We start from the raw sequence: 18021 nt of genomic DNA, 5'->3' as shown, positions 1-18021 counted from the left end.
AAGAAGGGGGAGGCGGGGGCATGACAAAACTCCACGCTCAAATGGCACTATTCGGTGCGATTGACGACATCGTGCGCAACACCGATGACGTCGAAATCGTGGCAACCGTCGAAAGTTTCATGCCTGGCTTGACGGGTTACGGCAAGCGCGGCTGGTTCGGTGAACTGAAAGAGTTTCTGGCAAGACCTGAGCTCGCTCCCCGAGTTCCCCCGAGCAGTGAGGAGCCGCGCACCGCCGAGAACATATTCCCACCGCTCGCCGAAGCCATCGACGAGCTCGAGATTCCGCCGTCCGCTCCGCCGAGTAGTGAGCCACCTCCTCCCCCGCCGCCGCCACCGCCAGATGGCGAACTGCCGGGAGCCGATGAGCAGACACCGAAAGACGTCGCGAGGATGATGCTCGCGTCAACGATTCTCGGCAAGCTGCGCGATCTGGCGGTGGCAAAAAGCGGCGCACCGCCGCTGGGCCTCGAATTTCCCGACGACGCCGACCCACTGATGAAACTTCTCCCCCGCCGGATCAACGAGTTGCCGACGGGTGGCAGGTCGATCCCTGGTATGGACCCGGTCCTTGTCGTGGATGACCCGGTGCGGGCTGTGCGCGACTACCTGACCAACTCGGTGGACCTGACCCAATTCCAGTTGCGCATGCAGACTCTCGCCGACCACAACGTCATCGATCAGGGCGTTGCCCAGGGAAAGCCACTCTGCACCGGCGGCCTGCGGAAGATCAATGGACAGTACTGTTCGGTGCTGACCACTGATCACGATGAACCCGGTCTGAATGTTGGGCACGTCAAGAGAATTATGGAGCCGCACAACTGGCCGACGTTGTGCCCCAGTTTCTTCCGAAAGATGGAAGATCAGAACCCCGATACGACGCGCGGCTGGACCCGCGTCCTCGAAGTGGTCAGCGCTGATCCGACCCTGTGGGAGTTGCGCACCGCCTTGCGTTACTGGAAGGGGAAGACGACACCCGACGGCGGGTTCTACATAAATTACGACCTCGACCCGGTCCGCACCGGCGATGGGATGATGGTCGAGGTCGACGCCGGCTATCTGTTGATCACGCCGCTTGATCCCAAGAATCCTGATGCGGGCGTCCGGATCCGCACGTCCAAACAAGTCCGCATCCGCGGGGTGAGCGCAACTGCCGCGGCCGTACTTGCATGCTTCGTGGGCTGGGGTGATATCTCTACCCGCATGTTGACGGAACGCGCGAAGCCGCCGTTCACAGGCCTCGCCGACTTCGGGAACCTCTCGAAGGACCCCGGGAAGCCGAAAGGCGAAACCGGCGGCGCCGCGTTGGTCGTGGACGCCGAAGCGGCAGCGCAGCGGACGGCCCTGCCGCCGAAGTGGCGTGGTGCGCTGATCAGCGGTTTTCAGACGGAGTTCACCAAATTCATGGGCGTGGCAACAGACGGCGCCAGTGATTTTTATCGGCGCTGGAGCGACGGTATGACGGCGACGGACATCAAAGAATTCGGCGCTGACTTCGGCGGGAAGTGGACGGCTTACGCCGCGGGGTTGCTCAATGCCGCCACGAACGCGACGACCGAGCCTGACCCATCCGATATGAAGGGCGGAGGCCAGTAATGCCCGACGACGAAAAGCCCGATACGTCCCAACAGTCGGAAAAGCACCGTCTCCTCGCCAAAGCCGCGGATATCGCGACGAACGTCATGAACGAGTCTGCAAAGGCGATGAAGGACGAGTCGGCAAAAATCGACGCCGGCAATTACGAGCTGTCGCACATGGTCGCGACGGTCACCAAGGTAGTCAACGCCGGGATCGCGGGCGCCACCGATCTGGCCCGGATACCACTCGAGGAGAAGTGGCCCGAAAAGCATCTGGTCATGGGCGAGTACATCTCAAGTGTGTTGCGCGGCATGGTGACCCAAGCAGGCGTGGTCGCTGCGGACACCGCGAAAGACATGGATGCGGACGGGAAGTACAAACCGAGTCAATTTCTCCAGTCTCTTACCCGCTTGATCGACATCGCCGTCGCGGGAGGTATGGACATCGCTGAGACACTGGGTGCCGGGCCAGCGCAATTCCAGCCTCAGCCCAGCGCGACGGAGTTCTATACCGTGCCCGTCGACACTGTGCCACGGGATCCCATCTGGAAGACGAAGCCGACGCGGGATGCGGCCGACGACACGATCGACGACAAAAAGCTGCAGTTCGATCCCAAAACACTTCTACCGGGCGCCACGCAGTTCCGGGTGCTGGTCGATGCCACCGGCCTGTTGAGCGGTGTCTACAAGGGAGTGGTCAAGGTCGGATCCCACGAGCAGCCGATCCAGATCGAATTGTGAGGCGCGAGCGGATCGCCATCCTCGGTGGAGGTATGGCCGGGTTGAGTGCTGCCTGGCGGTTGAGCGAGCCCGGGTGGCGCGACCGCTTCGAGTCGATCACCGTGTACCAGCGCGGGTGGCGACTGGGCGGTAAAGGGGCGTCGAGCCGCGGCGACAACGGCCGTATCGAAGAGCACGGACTGCATGTCTGGCTCGGTGCGTACGAGAACGCGTTTACCTTGATGCGAGAGTGCTACGCGGAACTGGACCGCGCGACCACCGACCCGTCGGCGCCCATCCAAACGTGGGACCAGGCGTTTACACCTATCAACGAGGTCGGCGCGATGGACCGCTGGGACGGGCAGTGGCGGCTTTGGCTGGGCCGATTCGCCGGCAACGACGAGCTGCCTGGCGAACCAGACGCTCCAGCTAGCGAGTTGTCCATGGTGGGCTTGGTGCAACGCGCCCTGGAAGTGATCCTCGACTTCTCCAAATCCATGCAGAGCATGGGTGAGGACGGCATGACGTTATCGGCTACGGCGGAGCCGCCCTCGCGGAAGCGCACATTCGCCACGGTGCGGCGCGCGGCGATCGCGGCGCTAATCGCGTTGGCTGATCCGCAACCGGTGAGCGACAACCAGGTTCACCCGCTCACACCCGCGCTCGACGCGATCCGCGACACCCTCGATTACGAGCGGAGAGCCGACCACAGGCTGTCCTGGCTATTGCTGTCGCTCGTGACGGCCACCGCGCGCGGCATCATGGTCGACGGCCTGATCACCGATCCGCGGGGATTCCGCGCCGCCAACGACGAGGACTACGCGGAGTGGGTGATGCGCCACGGTGCCCACCCGGACATCCTTGAATTTCCGGTTCTCCGCGCCATGTACAACATGGTGTTCGGTTACGAAAAGGGTCACCTGGAACGGCCCAAGGTCGCCGCGGGTATCGGGATGCTTCTTTTCGGAATGCTGTTGTTCACCTACAAGGGCGCGATCTTCTGGAAGATGACCGCGGGTATGGGTGACATCGTGATAGCGCCCGTCTACGAGGTATTGCGCAGGCGCGGGGTGAAATTCGAATTCTTCCATCGTGTCGATGCCCTGCATCTCGACGCTCATCGCAATTACATCGACGCGATCACCATGGGCCGCCAGGTGTGGCTCGCCGACAACGTAGACCACTACGAGCCCTTGACGCGGGTACACGAGCTTCCCGTCTTCCCGAACAGGCCACTGGCGCAACAGATCCAGTCCAAAGATGGAATCGAGGGGCTCGAGTCGCACTTCGGCACCCGCGACGACGCCGAGCAGCGGGTGCTTCGCCGGGGTGTCGACTTCGATCGCGTCGTGCTCGCAGTGTCGCTTGGCATGGTGCCGGTGGTGGCCCAAGAACTGGTTGACGACCGCCCCGAGTGGCGGGCGATGACCACGCACGTGCGCACCATCGGCTCGATCGGGTTACAGGTGTGGCTGCGCCCCGACCACCGAGAGTTGGGCATGGCGACGCCGGCCATCACCGCAAGCGGTTACGTCCCCCCGATCGACACGTTCTCCTCGATGCAGCAGACGCTGTGGGCGGAGGATTGGCCTGCGCACGATCGGCCGCAAACGGTCGCCTACTTTTGTGGTGCGTTGGACGTGGAGTGGCCAACCGCCGACGAGGCGGAATACGTTGATCGCTCGCACCGGATCGCCGAGACCGAGGCGCTGAATTTTCTCGATCATCTTGTCGGAGTACACCTTCCAGGTGCAGTCACCGACGAGGGATTCGCTTGGCATTTGCTCGCAGGGGCGAATGGCCACCGCGACGGTGCCGCGCTGGCCACACAGCATTTGAGCGTGAACATCGATCCGTCCGATCGGTACGTGCTGTCCATTCCCGGCACAGACCGCTACCGCCTGCGACCCGACGAAGGCTATTACGACAACCTCGTATTGGCCGGCGACTGGACCGACTCGGGCCTGAACGCCGGGTGCATTGAAGCCGCGGTCCTCTCCGGTCTGCAGGCGGCCAACGCGATCCTTGGCCGCGGGCGATTTCACCGAATTCGGGGCCCGTACGTACCCTGAGCGTCGGACGACAGTCCTGCCGCCAATTCTGGCAGCAGCGGCAGAAACTCACCGCGCGCGCCCGTACGCTCGACAACTTCCTGGTACTTTGCGATCGAGGCCGGGTTATTGCCATTAGCGGAATCAACGACAAGCCTGCAGAACGCCACACCAAGATGGAATGCCGCCACCGGAATGCGAAGCATCTGTTGCTCCATCGTCTGCACCAGAGTTGTCGCCTCGGCGATGTCCTCGGATCGCCCACGATCAACGAGCAATTGAACAAAGGCCGTTGTGGAGACGGTGATGAACGTCGAATCCGACTGACCTATCTGGCGGTAAATCAGTCTGCGTAGGGTCTCGATCGCCGCGTCGCAGTCTCCCGCACGCGCAGACTCGACGGCGAGGTCGGACTCGATGGGCGCAAGCGCGACGGCGAGTATCCGGTGTTTCACGATGATGCTTCGTGCCCGCTCGAGGTATTGGACGGCGGTTTGAGCCGACCGGCGATCGAATCGCAGCAGGACTGTCCCACACGCCCACAGTGCCGCCGCGACAGCGAAGTTATCTCCCAACGCCTCAGCTCGCTTCAATGCCGTGCGCGCATCCCCTAGCGTGGCGTCATCCGGTGGTTCGAGTCCGAGCGCGGTCAGCCCACATTTCAGTGTCATCACAGTCGCATGTGTGACCGGATCGAGTCCCCTCGCCTGCTCGATGCCGAGCTCCATCGCGCGCTGACCAGCCTCAGAGTCTCCCCATACGAGCTGAGCCACGCCGCACACCGTGTTCGCCCGCGCGACCGAGCTGTTCACCTCGGTCGCGGCCAATTCACGGATCCGTTCACCGGTTCGGAGAATGGCGCGATAGTCAGCGACGAGAAATTTCGCCCACATCACCGAGTACAGCAGATCGACTTTTAGCATGCGGTCACATTGGACGTCGTCGATCATTTGCAGAACTTCGTCTGCCAAGGCAGCGGCTTCCGCTGGGCGATGTTCGTTCTCGCACAACGCGAATGCTCGACCTGCGGTACCCATAGCGAGTGAGAGAACGTCGCCCGATTGTGACGCCAGTGTGCGCAGTTCCTCGTAATAGGTGTTCGCGTCGGGATCTGCACCGACCAACCAATCGGTCCAGGCCAGCATCTTGCGGGGAGCGACTCGCATGCCAATGATGTTTGGATGCTCGGCAGGCAGGCGATCGGCGACTTCGAGTGCCCGCTTCCAACTCGAGCGAGCTGCCACCATGTCGCGGGTCTGGAGCCACTCCGCGGCGCGCATGTGCCAGACGTGCGCTGTCGCGAGATCACCGGCGGCCTCGAGGTGCGTTCCGATCAATGCGGCGTTCTCGTCGACGGCCATCGGGCGGAGATCTTGTATCGCACTGGCCAGGCGGCGGTGCGCGCGTGCCCGAGTGGTGGTCAGCTGGGTCTCGTAAGCGACCTTTCGGACCAGCGCGTGGCGGAAGCAGTAGCGGTCACGCGGCACGAACTCGATCTGGTCAATCAATTCGACTGACACCAAATCGGCCAGGTCTGCTCGGTTGGCGTCGGGCAGCAGTGCCTGCATCACGTCGAGGTCGAAGTTGGAGCCGATGACCGCCGCTGCGTTGAGCACCGACTTGGCTTGCGAAGGAAGCCGGTCGATGCGGGCGGCGACCACGCTGTGAACCGTTGGCGGAACAGCGATCTGGTCAACGTCACCCTCTCTGCGGTAGCCGCCACGGCTACCCACCAGCACGCCGCGGTCGACGAGGTCCCGGACCATCTCCTCGACGAAGAAAGCGTTACCCGCCGCGGCGCGCGCGATGCGTTCGGCGACCCCGATCACCGACTCGTCATTGCCGATCAGCCCGACAGCGATCGCGGTCGTCGCCTTCTCGGTCAACGCGTCCAACGTGACCATGGTCTCAGCGGTCCCACGCAGCGGACCGCGATATTCGGGCCTGCAGGTGGTGACGAGCGCGGATCCGATCGCAGACAGGGTCTCCGCGAACTCCGCAACGGTCGCTTCGCTGGCCGTGTCTATCCAGTGCACATCCTCGAGAATGAAGACTGTTCGGCGTGAACGTAATTCGGTTGCCTTTGTCATGGCGTCGACGAGCCGGTGATGTCTGGCGTCGAGGGTGAGCTCAACGGACGAGGCCCCCGGATCCGCGATTCCCAGCAGGTCGAACAGGATGTGTCTGGTATCGGCATCGACCGTCGAGGACGCGGGTAACCGCTGGAGGACCTGGGCGCGAGCGGCACCGCTGTCGAGCCGAGAGACACCGAACATCGCGCGGAGCATCCGTGACATCGCCCGCAGCGGCACTTGGGCAGTGTGCGCATCACACCGCGCGACCACGACGTCGACTTCGGCACCCTGCACGCGGGCAGCGAACTCGCGGATGAGCCGACTCTTACCGACGCCCGGCTGCCCGACAACGCCGATGGGCGAGCTGCTTCCGGACTCGAAAAGCCCGATGAGTTCGCCCAGTTCAGCGTCGCGACCCAGCATGGGCCCGTCATCGCGCCCAATGACCAACTCCTGCACAGGTACCGACAGCAGTCGACGGGCAGGCACGAGTTCGGTCTCGCCCTTGACGGCCACCAGCTCGACGGGGCCGAGTTCTGCCACCCCGGTTACCAACCGTGCGGTCGTTTCGGAACACAACACTCCGCCGGGTGGTGCGGCCGACTCCATCCGTTGAGCCATACCGACGGGGTGACCTACGGCGGTGTAACGCCCTGGCCCAAGGCCGATTTCGCCTGCGACGACCTCGCCGGCATTCAGTCCGACCCGCATCTGCAATTCGATGTTGTCGCGTCGGCGTACGTCCACCGCCATCCGCACCGCCGCCGCCTGGATCTCAAGTGCAGCGATACAAGCACGCTTGGCATGGTCTTCAAGCGCCACAGGAGCGCCGAACAGCGCCATCAGACCGTCGCCGGTGAATTTGTCGACGGTGCCCTGGTAGCGCTGGACGATCGTGGCGGACATGTTGAACAGGTCGTTCATGAGTTCCTGCAGCCGCTCAGGATCCAGTGCGGCCGCGAGCTTCATCGAACCGACCACGTCCCCGAACAACACGGTCACCTGCTTGCGTTCGCCGACCCTGGCGACGGCTGCGACCGGCACTCCGCACGCATCGCAGAAGCGCGCTGCAGCCCGCAAGTCCTGTCCGCAGGCGATGCACTTGGCCACGCCCATAACGGCCCACCCCTTCTAGAGAGGATTATGCAGGCTGGCTATTCATTTGGCGCGTCAATTGTCTTTCGCTCGGCGCTCTCGATAGGCCGCGACGTGTTGGCGATTGCCGCAATTGCCGGTGTCGCAGAACTTCCCCGATCGATTGCGCGACAGATCCACCAGCACCGCGTCGCAATCCGATGCGGCACACACCTTGAGCCGTCGCAGCTCGCCGGTGCGGATCAGGTCGGCGAGTGCCATGGCCATCTCCGCACCCATCCGCTGCCACAGCGGATCATGTACGGACGCCAGGTGCAGGTGCCACTCCGGCATCTCCTTATGGCGGGTCAGCCACGGCGACGCCTTGGTGTCGCTCAACAGCGCATTCACCTGACCGACCGCCTGCTCTTCATCGCCGGCGGCCGCCCAGATCTTCCCCAATCGCTTTCGCAGCCCATGCACAGAATCGAGTTCGGCATCGTCGCGATCGCGTCTGCCGGTCCAGCCGAAGCCATCCAGATATGCATCGAGCTCCCGCAGACTCGCGAGCTGCTCGCCGTCGATTCGATCACTGTTCACCAGCACACATGCCGCACGCAGTGTCAGCTCCGTGTCATAACTGAAAAGCATTTGACTCATGACCCCCTTCCCGGCTACCGTCATGACCAAAGCAGATTTTACTCATTACACGCCGGAGGTGCACCCGTGACCGCGAATCAGCTCGACGAACGCGTGTCGGTCGACCATTTCCGGCTCGGCCTACTGTTCGCCGTCGGCTCCGCACTCGCCTTCGGGTCATCCGGACCGTTCGCCAAGGCACTGATGGAAGCCGGCTGGAGCCCTACGGCAGCCGTCGTCGCCCGCCTCGCCGGCGGCGCCCTCGTGATGGCCGTGTTCGCGACGATTGTGCGCCCCGGTTGGATCCGCGAGGCGCTGCGCCACGCGAAGACCGTCGTTCTCTACGGCGCGATCCCGATCGCCGGCGCGCAGCTGTTCTACTACAACGCCGTCGCCCATCTGTCCGTCGGCGTCGCGCTGCTGCTCGAATACACCGCGCCGATCATCGTCGTCGCCTGGGTCTGGATGACCACACGGCGCAGGCCCACCAACCTGACCCTCGCGGGTGTCGCCTTGGCAGTGTCCGGAATCATGTTGGTGCTCAACGTTTTTAGCGGTGCCCATATCAACCTGGTCGGCGTCGGTTGGGGACTCGCCGCCGCGGTGTGCGCCGCGTGCTACTTCGTGATGTCGGCGAACGCCAGCAACGGCTCGGCCAACAGCGAGGGCGTCAACCCAGTCACGCTGGCCGCGGCGGGTCTGGTGGTCGGCGCCGCCGCCGTCACAGTGTTGGGTGTCGTCGGCATCATGCCGTTGACCTTCACGACGAACGACACCGTCATAGCCGGATGGACCACGTCCTGGATTGTCCCGGTCGTCGCGCTGGGAGTGGTGGCCACCGCCGTCGCCTACACGCTCGGCATCGTCGGCATCTCGATGCTGCGTCCGCGGTTCGCCTCACTGGTCGGCCTGTCCGAGGTGATGTTCGCCGTCTTGGCGGCCTGGATTCTCCTTGGCGAAGCGATGACGACGATCCAAGCCGTCGGCGGAGCCATCGTCCTGCTGGGCCTCGGGCTGGCACGTCAGGGCGACCGGAGCGAAGAGTCCGCCGACGTGACGCTGCCCGAAGCGGTGCCATCACCACACGCAGCAGGCCGCTGACCTCAGTAATTGACGTCCGCGTCGATTCCTGAGTGGTTGGCTGCGACCGGTCGCGATGTGGGAAAATGTCCGACGTGAATTTGCTCCGGATGTCGTCACGGCTGGCCACGATTGCTGCGACCGTTGTCTGCGCCGCGACGACGCTTGTCGCCGCTCCATCAGCGCTCGCCCAGCCCTACCATCAGCCCGGCGTCCCCGGGCCGGGACCGGCGCCCGGTCCGATCGCGGCGAACGCCCCCGGCCCCCTCCCCTCGCAGTCCTCGGCATGTCCCGACATCGAGGTCATCTTTGCCCGCGGAACCGACGACACTCCGGGGCTCGGAACGCCTGGCTCGGCGTTGGTCGGCGCGCTGCGCCCGCTCGTCGGCGGCCAAACCGTCAGCTCGTACGCCGTCAACTATCCCGCGTCATATGACTTCCTGGCCGCCGCCGACGGCGCACGGGACGCCGAGAACCGCATCGCCATGATGTCGCAACAGTGCCCGTCCACGAAGCTCGTGCTCGGCGGATACTCGCAGGGCGCCGCCGTCGTCGACATGCTGGCGGGGGTCCCGCCGTTGGGCAACAAGATCGGGGACATCGGTTCCGCGGCGCCGCTGCCCGCGAGCCTGCAGTCCAACATTGCCGCGGTGGCTGTGTTCGGTAACCCGGCAACGAAGTTCAGCAATCCGCTCACCAGCTCGGTGTTCGGCGGTCGGGCAATTGACCTCTGCAAGGACGGCGACCCCATCTGTTCGGGCGGCAGGAATCCGTTCGCACACAACGATTACGTGTCCGCCGGCCTGGTTCAGCAGGCCGCGCAGTTCGTCGCTGGCCGGGTGTGACAGCGATTGGCGCTACCCTGTTGATCTTGTGACGTTAGATCGACTCCGTAGCTGGCTCAGCGCCGCCGTATCCCTCATTGTGATCGCCTCTGCCGCGGTCTTAGTCCCTGCGACCGCGTCGGCCCAAGGTTGCCCCGACATCGAGGTCGTGTTCGCGCGCGGCACCAATGAGGACGCCGGCCTCGGCGCAGTCGGCGGCACCTTCGTCGACCAATTGCGGGGCAAGGTCGGCGGCAGGTCCGTTGGCGCCTACGCGGTCAACTACCCCGCGACGTTCGACTTCCTCAAGGCAGCCGCCGGAGCCAACGACGCGAGCGCCCATATCCAGAACATGGTGAACACCTGCCCGAACACCCGCCTGGTGTTGGGCGGGTATTCGCAGGGTGCCGCGGTCATCGACGTGATCAGCGCCGTCCCGGTGCCGGGCGTCGGGTTCGACAACCCGCTTCCGCCCAACGTGCCCGAGCATGTGGCCGCGATCGCCGTCTTCGGCAATCCATCCGCCAAGCTCGGTCTGCCGCTGACGGTCAGCCCGGTATGGGGTGGCAGGTCCATCGACCTTTGTAACCCGGGTGATCCGATCTGCGCCTCGGGCGGCCGGGACGTCGCCGCGCACCGGGCGTACGCGGGTGGGCCGACCAACCAGGCCGCAGACTTCGTCGCAGGGCACCTCTGAGCTGCGCTTATCTGCTTACTGACGGGTGCGTTGATCAGTTTCTACTAATATCCGTGTGGTGATTCGCCGACACCTTGTCACTGGTCTTCTCGCCGTTCTTGTCTTCAGCACCCTGCTCATCGCCCCTCATACCGTCAGCTCGCTGACACCGTCCGCCGGCGCGCAATCGTGTCCGGCGGTCGAGGTGATCTTCGCCCGTGGCCGGCTCGAGTCGGCGGGGGTCGGCAGGCTCGGTAATGCGTTCATCAGCGCGCTGCGATCCAAGTCGAACAAGAACATCGACGTCTATGCGGTGCAGTATCCCGCCGACAACGAGATCGACGTGGGCGCCAACGACATGAGCGGCCACATCCAGTACATGATGAACACCTGCCCGGACACGCGGTTGGTGCTCGGGGGCTATTCACTCGGCGCAGCGGTCACCGACGTCGTGCTCGCGTTGCCGTTCAACTTCTTCGGGTTCGATGCCCCGCTGCCCCCCGGCGCGGACACGCACATCGCCGCCGTCGCCCTGTTCGGCAACGGCGTCGCATGGGTTGGACCGATCGCGAACTTCAACCCGCTCTACCGCGAACGGACGATCGAGTTGTGCCACGGCGCCGATCCGATCTGCAACCCGGCCGACCCGAACACGTGGGAAGACAACTGGCCCGCCCACCTCGCGGGCGCCTACATCGACGCAGGCATGGCGAACCAGGCAGCCGACTTCGTCGCCGCCCGTATCTAATCGATCGTCCGCAGTTCGCGGGTGACCTTCGTGCGGGCCTCGAGCTCGTCGTCGGGCGGATAGTCGACGCTCTCCAGCGTCAGGCCCTGCGGTGGCGCCGCCGCGAAATCACTGGACCGGCTTGTCGACTCCAATAACGTTGCGCACCAACCAGGTTCGCGGCGGTGTTCACCGACGGCCAACAGGGCACCGACCACCGACCGCACCATCGCCCAGCAGAACGCGTCGGCGGTGACGTACGCGGTGACCCGGTCACCCTCGCGTACCCAGTCCAGCCGCTGCAGATCGCGGATCGTGGTGGCGCCTTCACGGTGACGGCAGAACGCGGCGAAGTCATGCAGCCCCACCAGATCCCGCGATGCCGCCGCCATGGCGTCAACATCCAGCGGCCGGGGCCAGGGCGTGACGAATCGGGCCTGCTGCGGTTCGACACCGTACGGTGCCGTCGAGAGGCGATAGGCGTAGTGCCGGCGCAGCGCGGAGAACCGTGCATCGAATCCCGGTGCCGCGCGGCCGATGTCGAGCACCCGCACATCGGCGGGCACGAACCGCGCGAGCCGCTGCACGAGCGGCAGAAACTCACTTTGACCGGCACGGGGCGTGCGGGGATACGCGTGCGGTAGCGCGTCGGCCGGCACATCGACATGAGCGACCTGACCGGCGGCATGGACACCGGTATCGGTGCGTCCGGCCGCCCGCAGCTGAACCGGGGTGCGAAACACAGTCGACAGGGCGTCGTCGAGCACACCGGCCACCGTGCGCTGTCCGGTCTGCGTCGCCCAGCCGGCGAAATCCGTTCCTTCGTAGGCGATGTCGAGACGAAGACGAACAAGCCCGCCACCGTTGCCGATGGCGGGCGTGTTCACAGCTTCACTACTTGTCGTCGTCGGCCTTCTCTTCAGCCACCTCTTCAGCGGCCTCAGCTTCCTGAGCCTCCTCGATGGCGGCATCCTCGGCCTTGACCTCGTCCACGGTCTCCTCCGCGGCGGGACCCTCGGCGGCCTCCGGCTCGACGGCAGCCTGCGGTGCGGCAGCGGCGACGACCGGAGCCTTCTTCGCTGCCGTCGACGCGCTGCGGCGGGCCCGCTCGGCCTCCGAGGTCACGGTCTTCTCCCGCACCAGCTCGATGACCGCCATCGGAGCGTTGTCGCCCTTGCGGTTCTCGACTTTGATGATGCGGGTGTAGCCGCCGGCACGGTCGGAGAAGAACGGGCCGATCTCGGCGAACAGGATGTGCACGACGTCCTTGTCGCGGATCTTCTTCATCACCTCGCGCCGGTTGTGCAGCGTGCCCTTCTTGGCGTGGGTGATCAGCTTCTCCGCGTAGGGCCGCAACGCCCGCGCCTTGGGTTCCGTGGTCTTGATCCGGCCGTGCTCGAAGAGCGAGGTGGCCAGGTTGGCCAACAGCGCCTTCTGGTGCGAGGACGACCCGCCGAGGCGAGGACCCTTAGTGGGCTTGGGCATTGCGACTTCTCCTAATTGGGGCCGGCCCCCGTATCAGGTAGGGCCGGGACGGAATTTCTTTAGAGCTGTTCGGTTTCGGCGTAGTCCTGGTTGTCATCCAGGTCGTAGCTCGCATCGCTGTTCCAGGTGCCGGTGGCGACGTCGTAGCCGGCGACCTCGGACGGATCGAACGTGGCCGGGCTGTCCTTGAGCGACAGACCCAGCTGATGCAGCTTGATCTTCACCTCGTCGATGGACTTCTGGCCGAAGTTGCGGATGTCCAGCAGATCGGACTCCGTGCGGGCGACGAGCTCGCCCACCGTGTGCACACCCTCGCGCTTGAGGCAGTTGTACGACCGCACCGTGAGGTCCAGATCGTCGATCGGCAGCGCGAAGCTGGCGATGTGATCGGCCTCGGCAGGCGACGGGCCGATCTCGATGCCCTCGGCCTCGACGTTGAGTTCCCGTGCCAGACCGAACAATTCGACCAGGGTCTTACCCGCGGACGCCAGCGCGTCGCGAGCGGTGATCGAGTTCTTGGTCTCGACATCGAGGATCAGCTTGTCGAAGTCGGTGCGCTGCTCGACGCGGGTGGCCTCCACCTTGTAGGTCACCTTCAACACGGGTGAGTAGATGGAATCGACCGGGATACGGCCGATTTCGGCGCCCGACGCCTTGTTCTGCACGGCAGGCACATAGCCGCGGCCGCGCTCGACAACGAGCTCGACCTCGAGCTTGCCCTTGTCGTTGAGGGTGGCGATGTGCATCTCGGGGTTGTGCACCGTCACACCGGCCGGCGGGACGATGTCACCGGCGGTGACCGCACCGGGGCCCTGCTTGCGCAGGTACATGGTGACCGGCTCGTCCTCCTCCGAGGACACGACCAGACCCTTGAGGTTCAGGATGATGTCGGTGACGTCTTCCTTTACCCCGGGGACGGTGGTGAACTCGTGCAGCACGCCGTCGATGCGAATGCTGGTGACCGCCGCGCCCGGGATGGACGACAGCAGCGTGCGCCGAAGCGAATTGCCAAGCGTATAACCGAATCCCGGCTCCAGCGGCTCGATGACGAACTGGGACCGGTTCTCCGACTTGACCTCTTCGGACAAAGTGGGTCGCTGAGAAATCAGCATTTTCTTCTTCTCCTCCTCGGCACCCGCTATTTGATGCCGTCAGGGTTTTCTCTCGCGGCGGTTGCCGCGACAGAAGTCTTACTTCGAGTAGAGCTCGACGATCAGCTGCTCCTGCAGCGGGATGTCGATCTGCGCGCGCTCCGGCAATTGGTGCACGAGCACGCGCTGACGCTCGCCGACAACCTGCAGCCACCCCGGGATCGGGCGGTCGCCCGCGGTCTCCCGCGCGACCTCGAACGGCAGCGTGTTCAGCGACTTCTCCTTGATGTCGATGATGTCGTACTGCGACACCCGGTAGCTCGGGATGTCGACCTTGACACCGTTGACGGTGAAGTGGCCGTGGCTGACCAGCTGACGCGCCATGCGGCGGGTGCGGGCCAGGCCTGCGCGGTAGATGACGTTGTCCAGCCGGCTCTCGAGGATGCGCAGCAGGTTGTCACCGGTCTTGCCGGGCTGCCGGTTGGCCTCTTCGTAATAGCGGCGGAACTGCTTCTCCATCACGCCGTAGCTGAAGCGAGCCTTCTGCTTCTCCTGCAGCTGCTGGCGGTATTCGCTCTCCTTGATCCGCGCGCGGCCGTGCTGGCCGGGCGGATAGGGGCGCTTCTCGAACGACTGATCGCCGCCGACGAGATCGACGCCGAGGCGGCGCGACTTGCGGGTTGCGGGTCCGGTGTAACGAGCCATGTTTCTTGTTCCTCCTAGACCCGGCGCCGCTTGGGCGGACGGCAGCCGTTGTGAGGCTGCGGCGTGACGTCGGAAATCGCGCCCACCTCGAGGCCAGCGGCCTGCAGTGAACGGATGGCGGTCTCGCGGCCCGAGCCCGGACCCTTCACGAAGACGTCGACCTTCTTGACGCCGTGCTCTTGCGCCTTGCGGGCCGCGTTCTCGGCGGCCAGCTGTGCGGCGAACGGGGTCGACTTACGCGAACCCTTGAAGCCGACGTGTCCCGAGGACGCCCATGCGATGACGTTGCCCTGCGGGTCGGTGATCGACACGATCGTGTTGTTGAACGTGCTCTTGATGTGGGCGGCGCCGTGCGGGACGTTCTTCTTTTCCCGGCGGCGGGTCTTCTGACCCTTCTTGGGCGCTCCGCCTGCTGCCTTCTTTGCGGGTGGCATTACTTGGCCTTCTTCTTACCGGCGATGGTGCGCTTCGGGCCCTTGCGGGTGCGCGCATTGGTCTTGGTCCGCTGGCCACGCACCGGCAGGCCGCGGCGGTGCCGCAGACCCTGGTAGCAGCCGATCTCGATCTTGCGGCGGATGTCGGACTGCACCTCGCGGCGCAGGTCGCCCTCCACCTTGAGGTTGCCCTCGATGTAGTCGCGCAGCTGGGTCACCTGATCGTCGGTCAGGTCCTTGGTGCGCAGATCCCGGTCGATGCCGGTGGCTTCCAGGATCTCCTGGGAGCGGGTACGGCCGATGCCGTAGATGTAGGTCAGCGCGATCTCCATGCGCTTATCGCGCGGGAGGTCGACGCCCACTAGACGTGCCACAGTGGTGTGTTCCTTCTTCGTTGCGGAGGTCTGTTCCCAGCCCGTTCCCGACGGCGTCGGGGTCCGGCCTCCGTGCCGGACGCGTCACAGTGGCGTATCCACTCAGTGGTGCTGGGATTGCGTCATTAAGTTGTGGGCAGCTAGCGCGTATTAGCCTTGGCGCTGCTTGTGGCGAGGATCTGAGCAGATCACCATGACCCGCCCATGCCGACGGATCACCCTGCACTTGTCGCAAATGGGCTTGACGCTCGGGTTCACCTTCACGGCTGTGTCTGATCCTTCTGTGCTTCTAGTTACTTGTACCGGTAGACGATGCGGCCCCGGGAGAGGTCGTATGGAGACAGCTCCACGACGACACGGTCCTCGGGAAGGATGCGGATGTAGTGCTGCCGCATCTTGCCGCTGATGTGAGCGAGAACCTTGTGACCGTTCTCCAGCTCAATGCGAAACATCGCATTGGGCAGGGGCTCGACCACGCGACCCTCAACCTCTATGGCGCCGTCTTTCTTGGCCATAATCCTTTTCAGCGATCCTCTGGTTATTCGTACGTTTCGTATCTGACGACTCGCGCCTGTTCCAGCGCAGCATCAGCCCCGACTTCCATTAACGTGAACCGAGACCTAAGTGTTCCGGAGAACTACTGAACAGGGCACGCCGAGAGTCGGCGCGATAGCCGCACCGTTGGTCTATGTTACCCGTTCGAGCGTCGTCCCCAAAATCGCCGAACCTGCAGCTAGGGCTCGCCGCATAAACGCCGGAGGGTTCATGACCGCGCTGTTCATCGGAGTGCTGGTCTTCGGCATCGTCGAAGTGGCCGCGATGCTCGTGATCTCAGCTGTGTTCCGGCAGAGCGGCCGGGGCGAAATGGGGTTTCGGCTGATCGCGCAAGCGGCCGGATTCGCGGCCGTCGGCGTGGCCGGACTCGCAATGACCTGGACAAATACCGGAGCCGCGGGCTTCAGCATCGTGAGCCTCGTCGTCTGGGGTCTGTTATTGACCTTCATCTACAAGGTCGCCATCCCGTACACCCACCGCCGTTGGCCGATCCCGCCGTCATAGACCGCGCTTGCAACCGATTACAACCGCAGCTCAAGCACGGTGTCGAGGCTCCGCCGCGGCGTGGGTGGCGGGCAGGAGTCGAGCGCCGGGGTCTGGCCGACCCGGATCAACAGCTGTGGGAACTCACGGCCCACGAGGGACCCGATGATGTCGCGGCTGGCGTCCAGCTCGGTGACGTGGGTCAAAGTACAGGTCCCCAGCCCCGCCATCGTCGCCTCGAGCAGCACCTGGGAGAGCAGCTCACCGCACCCGAGCACGCCGCGCCGGCTGTCCTCGCGCGCGGACAGCACCAGCACTCTGGACATATCTTCCGGCACACTCATACGCCGTTCCTCGTGTCCGCCCGTGACCGGGAATGCGCGCCCGATGTCGACGCGGTCGCTCTCAGCCGCCGAGACGAGTGCACTGCGCGGAATTCCGTCGGAGATCGCGGCCGGCCCGGTCCACCAGTCCAGCTCGAGGTGGTATTCGGAGTCGTAGAGCCGCAAAGCCTCGCTGAGCTGTGCCGCTTCGGCCAGCTGCGCGCGTCCGTCATCGACCACGTCCAAGACGGCAACCGTCTCGTCGATCGCGTCGCGCAGCGTCAGCAGCAGCGCATCCCACTCCCGCGGCGCGGCGAACGGGAGCCGGTCGGTGCGCCGCGCAAGGATCGCGTCGGCGCGCCGGCGCTGCGCGTCGGTGACCGTGCCGAGCGGTGAGAACGTCACCTTTGCCAAGTGGGTGTGGTCCGCAGGGTCGGGGTAGCGGTCGACGTGGCTGACCCAGCCGGCCGCCGCCATCGCGACCCGCAGGTGGTCGAGTACGGCCCCACAGCTGATCAACGCCGTACGTCCGGAATGGTCGCTGGCGACGAGCCGGTCGGTGTCGATGAACAGATGCAGCCCCGAGGGCTCCGCGATGAAACGCCAGGGCTGACTGTTGTGCACCGACGGCGCCCGGCACGCGACGGCGACGGCGTCTGCGACGGTGGCGATGGTCGGCTGGGTGGTCATGTCAGTTCAGTGGATTGTCGGCGGCTTCACCGGCATGGTCGCCACCAAGGGGGTGTCCACACCGACGCGACCCAGTTGTTGAGCTCCCCCGGGAACGCCGAGCGGAAGGTCATGGCCGGGCAGCACGGTCGTGAAGAACGCGGCGTTGTCGGCCAGATGCACCAGTTCGTCCGCGGACAGGTCCGTCTCGTACTCGATCGCGTCGACCCGGCAGATCAGTTTGCAGGCACCGCAATCGACGCATTCGTCGGGATTGATGTAAAGCGACCGTGCGCCCTCGTAGATGCAGTCCACCGGGCACTCCGCCACGCAGGACTTGTCCATCACATCCACGCACGCCGAAATAATCACGTAGGTCATGAGAAAACGCTAGGCACCGACGCCCGACATTCGCGCCAGGCGAAGGTCCCTTGTCCAGGTGACCTTGGTCCCGTCCGGC

Annotated in this window: 20 protein-coding genes; 8 read left to right on the top strand and 12 right to left on the bottom strand. The window is 64.7% G+C overall.

Annotated features, from left to right (window positions below; all coding sequences use genetic code 11):
• Window positions 1-20: 20 nt before the first annotated feature.
• Genes ACIA48_RS17975 through ACIA48_RS17965 form a run of 3 tightly spaced genes read left to right on the top strand, consistent with a single transcriptional unit; the run spans window position 21 to window position 4368 of the window.
• Complete coding sequence (locus tag ACIA48_RS17975) at window positions 21-1595, top strand: hypothetical protein (protein ID WP_396734211.1); 1575 nt, start codon at window positions 21-23, stop codon at window positions 1593-1595.
• The gene (locus tag ACIA48_RS17970) at window positions 1595-2317 is read left to right on the top strand and encodes a hypothetical protein (protein WP_396734208.1); all 723 of its coding nucleotides are present in this window, start codon (window positions 1595-1597) and stop codon (window positions 2315-2317) included. Before ACIA48_RS17975 ends, ACIA48_RS17970 begins: the two co-directional genes overlap by 1 nt.
• Window positions 2314-4368 (top strand): FAD-dependent oxidoreductase, encoded by a 2055-nt coding sequence (locus ACIA48_RS17965; RefSeq protein ID WP_396734205.1) that lies wholly within the window; start codon window positions 2314-2316, stop codon window positions 4366-4368. The genes ACIA48_RS17970 and ACIA48_RS17965 overlap by 4 nt, the downstream gene beginning before the upstream one ends.
• On the opposite strand, the gene ACIA48_RS17960 is transcribed toward ACIA48_RS17965, so the two are convergent.
• Together ACIA48_RS17960 and ACIA48_RS17955 are read right to left on the bottom strand one after the other, a co-directional pair.
• Entirely contained in the window at window positions 4338-7538 is a 3201-nt protein-coding gene (locus ACIA48_RS17960; RefSeq protein ID WP_396734202.1) for an ATP-binding protein, read from the bottom strand. The genes ACIA48_RS17965 and ACIA48_RS17960 overlap by 31 nt on opposite strands.
• Window positions 7539-7592: 54 nt before the next feature.
• Window positions 7593-8147 carry a CGNR zinc finger domain-containing protein gene (locus ACIA48_RS17955; RefSeq protein ID WP_396735060.1) on the bottom strand — a complete coding sequence of 185 codons (555 nt, stop codon included), beginning with the start codon at window positions 8145-8147 and terminating at the stop codon, window positions 7593-7595.
• A 75-nt stretch (window positions 8148-8222) separates the two neighbouring features.
• Between ACIA48_RS17955 and ACIA48_RS17950 the strand changes: the two genes are divergently transcribed.
• The 4 genes from ACIA48_RS17950 to ACIA48_RS17935 all read left to right on the top strand — a co-directional run bounded on the left by ACIA48_RS17950 (window position 8223) and on the right by ACIA48_RS17935 (window position 11463).
• Window positions 8223-9236, top strand: a complete 1014-nt coding sequence (locus ACIA48_RS17950; protein WP_396734200.1) for an EamA family transporter — start codon at window positions 8223-8225, stop codon at window positions 9234-9236.
• A 65-nt stretch (window positions 9237-9301) separates the two neighbouring features.
• The gene (locus ACIA48_RS17945; RefSeq protein ID WP_396734197.1) at window positions 9302-10060 is read left to right on the top strand and encodes a cutinase family protein; all 759 of its coding nucleotides are present in this window, start codon (window positions 9302-9304) and stop codon (window positions 10058-10060) included.
• A gap of 28 nt (window positions 10061-10088) precedes the next feature.
• Complete coding sequence (locus ACIA48_RS17940; RefSeq protein ID WP_396734194.1) at window positions 10089-10736, top strand: cutinase family protein; 648 nt, start codon at window positions 10089-10091, stop codon at window positions 10734-10736.
• Window positions 10737-10794: 58 nt separating this feature from the next.
• A complete protein-coding gene (locus ACIA48_RS17935) occupies window positions 10795-11463 on the top strand; it encodes a cutinase family protein (protein WP_396734192.1) in 669 nt (222 codons plus the stop codon).
• Here the strand turns inward: ACIA48_RS17935 and truA are convergent.
• The 8 genes from truA to infA all read right to left on the bottom strand — a co-directional run bounded on the left by truA (window position 11460) and on the right by infA (window position 16046).
• Complete coding sequence (gene truA / locus ACIA48_RS17930; protein ID WP_396734189.1) at window positions 11460-12329, bottom strand: tRNA pseudouridine(38-40) synthase TruA; 870 nt, start codon at window positions 12327-12329, stop codon at window positions 11460-11462. The genes ACIA48_RS17935 and truA overlap by 4 nt on opposite strands.
• A gap of 7 nt (window positions 12330-12336) precedes the next feature.
• Window positions 12337-12927 (bottom strand): 50S ribosomal protein L17, encoded by a 591-nt coding sequence (gene rplQ, locus ACIA48_RS17925; RefSeq protein WP_396734186.1) that lies wholly within the window; start codon window positions 12925-12927, stop codon window positions 12337-12339.
• Window positions 12928-12986: 59 nt separating this feature from the next.
• The gene (locus ACIA48_RS17920) at window positions 12987-14039 is read right to left on the bottom strand and encodes a DNA-directed RNA polymerase subunit alpha (protein WP_006245173.1); all 1053 of its coding nucleotides are present in this window, start codon (window positions 14037-14039) and stop codon (window positions 12987-12989) included.
• A 78-nt stretch (window positions 14040-14117) separates the two neighbouring features.
• Window positions 14118-14723 (bottom strand): 30S ribosomal protein S4, encoded by a 606-nt coding sequence (rpsD, locus tag ACIA48_RS17915; protein ID WP_396734182.1) that lies wholly within the window; start codon window positions 14721-14723, stop codon window positions 14118-14120.
• A 14-nt stretch (window positions 14724-14737) separates the two neighbouring features.
• Window positions 14738-15157: a 30S ribosomal protein S11 gene (gene rpsK / locus ACIA48_RS17910; RefSeq protein ID WP_396734179.1), complete on the bottom strand. Its 420-nt coding sequence runs from the start codon at window positions 15155-15157 to the stop codon at window positions 14738-14740.
• The gene (rpsM, locus tag ACIA48_RS17905; protein ID WP_083124744.1) at window positions 15157-15531 is read right to left on the bottom strand and encodes a 30S ribosomal protein S13; all 375 of its coding nucleotides are present in this window, start codon (window positions 15529-15531) and stop codon (window positions 15157-15159) included. The genes rpsK and rpsM overlap by 1 nt, the downstream gene beginning before the upstream one ends.
• Window positions 15532-15681: 150 nt before the next feature.
• Window positions 15682-15795 (bottom strand): 50S ribosomal protein L36, encoded by a 114-nt coding sequence (gene rpmJ / locus ACIA48_RS17900; RefSeq protein ID WP_003879483.1) that lies wholly within the window; start codon window positions 15793-15795, stop codon window positions 15682-15684.
• Between the two features lie 29 nt (window positions 15796-15824).
• The gene (infA, locus tag ACIA48_RS17895) at window positions 15825-16046 is read right to left on the bottom strand and encodes a translation initiation factor IF-1 (protein ID WP_003418601.1); all 222 of its coding nucleotides are present in this window, start codon (window positions 16044-16046) and stop codon (window positions 15825-15827) included.
• Window positions 16047-16296: 250 nt separating this feature from the next.
• Here infA and ACIA48_RS17890 point away from each other — a divergent pair, with 250 nt between their 5' ends.
• On the top strand, window positions 16297-16590 hold the full coding sequence (locus tag ACIA48_RS17890; RefSeq protein WP_396734175.1) for a hypothetical protein: 294 nt from the start codon (window positions 16297-16299) through the stop codon (window positions 16588-16590).
• A gap of 17 nt (window positions 16591-16607) precedes the next feature.
• On the opposite strand, the gene ACIA48_RS17885 is transcribed toward ACIA48_RS17890, so the two are convergent.
• Both ACIA48_RS17885 and fdxA read right to left on the bottom strand, forming a co-directional pair.
• A complete protein-coding gene (locus ACIA48_RS17885) occupies window positions 16608-17582 on the bottom strand; it encodes an Acg family FMN-binding oxidoreductase (RefSeq protein WP_396734172.1) in 975 nt (324 codons plus the stop codon).
• Window positions 17583-17588: 6 nt separating this feature from the next.
• The gene (gene fdxA / locus ACIA48_RS17880) at window positions 17589-17942 is read right to left on the bottom strand and encodes a ferredoxin (RefSeq protein ID WP_396734169.1); all 354 of its coding nucleotides are present in this window, start codon (window positions 17940-17942) and stop codon (window positions 17589-17591) included.
• Window positions 17943-18021 lie beyond the last annotated feature (79 nt).

This window comes from Mycobacterium sp. NPDC051804 (assembly GCF_044452905.1).
In the GTDB taxonomy this organism is placed as follows: Bacteria; Actinomycetota; Actinomycetes; order Mycobacteriales; family Mycobacteriaceae; genus Mycobacterium.
This window is presented reverse-complemented; position numbering and strand designations above follow the sequence as displayed.

What these genes read in the sequence shown, in the direction of transcription:
- ACIA48_RS17970 (WP_396734208.1), top strand. Translation starts at nt 1,595, where the DNA reads ATGCCCGACGACGAAAAGCCCGATACGTCCCAACAGTCGGAAAAGCAC.
- ACIA48_RS17920 (WP_006245173.1), bottom strand. Translation starts at nt 14,039, where the DNA reads ATGCTGATTTCTCAGCGACCCACTTTGTCCGAAGAGGTCAAGTCGGAG.
- infA (WP_003418601.1), bottom strand. Translation starts at nt 16,046, where the DNA reads ATGGCCAAGAAAGACGGCGCCATAGAGGTTGAGGGTCGCGTGGTCGAG.
- rpsK (WP_396734179.1), bottom strand. Translation starts at nt 15,157, where the DNA reads ATGCCACCCGCAAAGAAGGCAGCAGGCGGAGCGCCCAAGAAGGGTCAG.
- rpsD (WP_396734182.1), bottom strand. Translation starts at nt 14,723, where the DNA reads ATGGCTCGTTACACCGGACCCGCAACCCGCAAGTCGCGCCGCCTCGGC.
- ACIA48_RS17890 (WP_396734175.1), top strand. Translation starts at nt 16,297, where the DNA reads ATGACCGCGCTGTTCATCGGAGTGCTGGTCTTCGGCATCGTCGAAGTG.
- ACIA48_RS17885 (WP_396734172.1), bottom strand. Translation starts at nt 17,582, where the DNA reads ATGACCACCCAGCCGACCATCGCCACCGTCGCAGACGCCGTCGCCGTC.
- ACIA48_RS17955 (WP_396735060.1), bottom strand. Translation starts at nt 8,147, where the DNA reads ATGCTTTTCAGTTATGACACGGAGCTGACACTGCGTGCGGCATGTGTG.
- ACIA48_RS17975 (WP_396734211.1), top strand. Translation starts at nt 21, where the DNA reads ATGACAAAACTCCACGCTCAAATGGCACTATTCGGTGCGATTGACGAC.
- fdxA (WP_396734169.1), bottom strand. Translation starts at nt 17,942, where the DNA reads ATGACCTACGTGATTATTTCGGCGTGCGTGGATGTGATGGACAAGTCC.
- rplQ (WP_396734186.1), bottom strand. Translation starts at nt 12,927, where the DNA reads ATGCCCAAGCCCACTAAGGGTCCTCGCCTCGGCGGGTCGTCCTCGCAC.
- ACIA48_RS17945 (WP_396734197.1), top strand. Translation starts at nt 9,302, where the DNA reads ATGTCCGACGTGAATTTGCTCCGGATGTCGTCACGGCTGGCCACGATT.
- ACIA48_RS17960 (WP_396734202.1), bottom strand. Translation starts at nt 7,538, where the DNA reads ATGGGCGTGGCCAAGTGCATCGCCTGCGGACAGGACTTGCGGGCTGCA.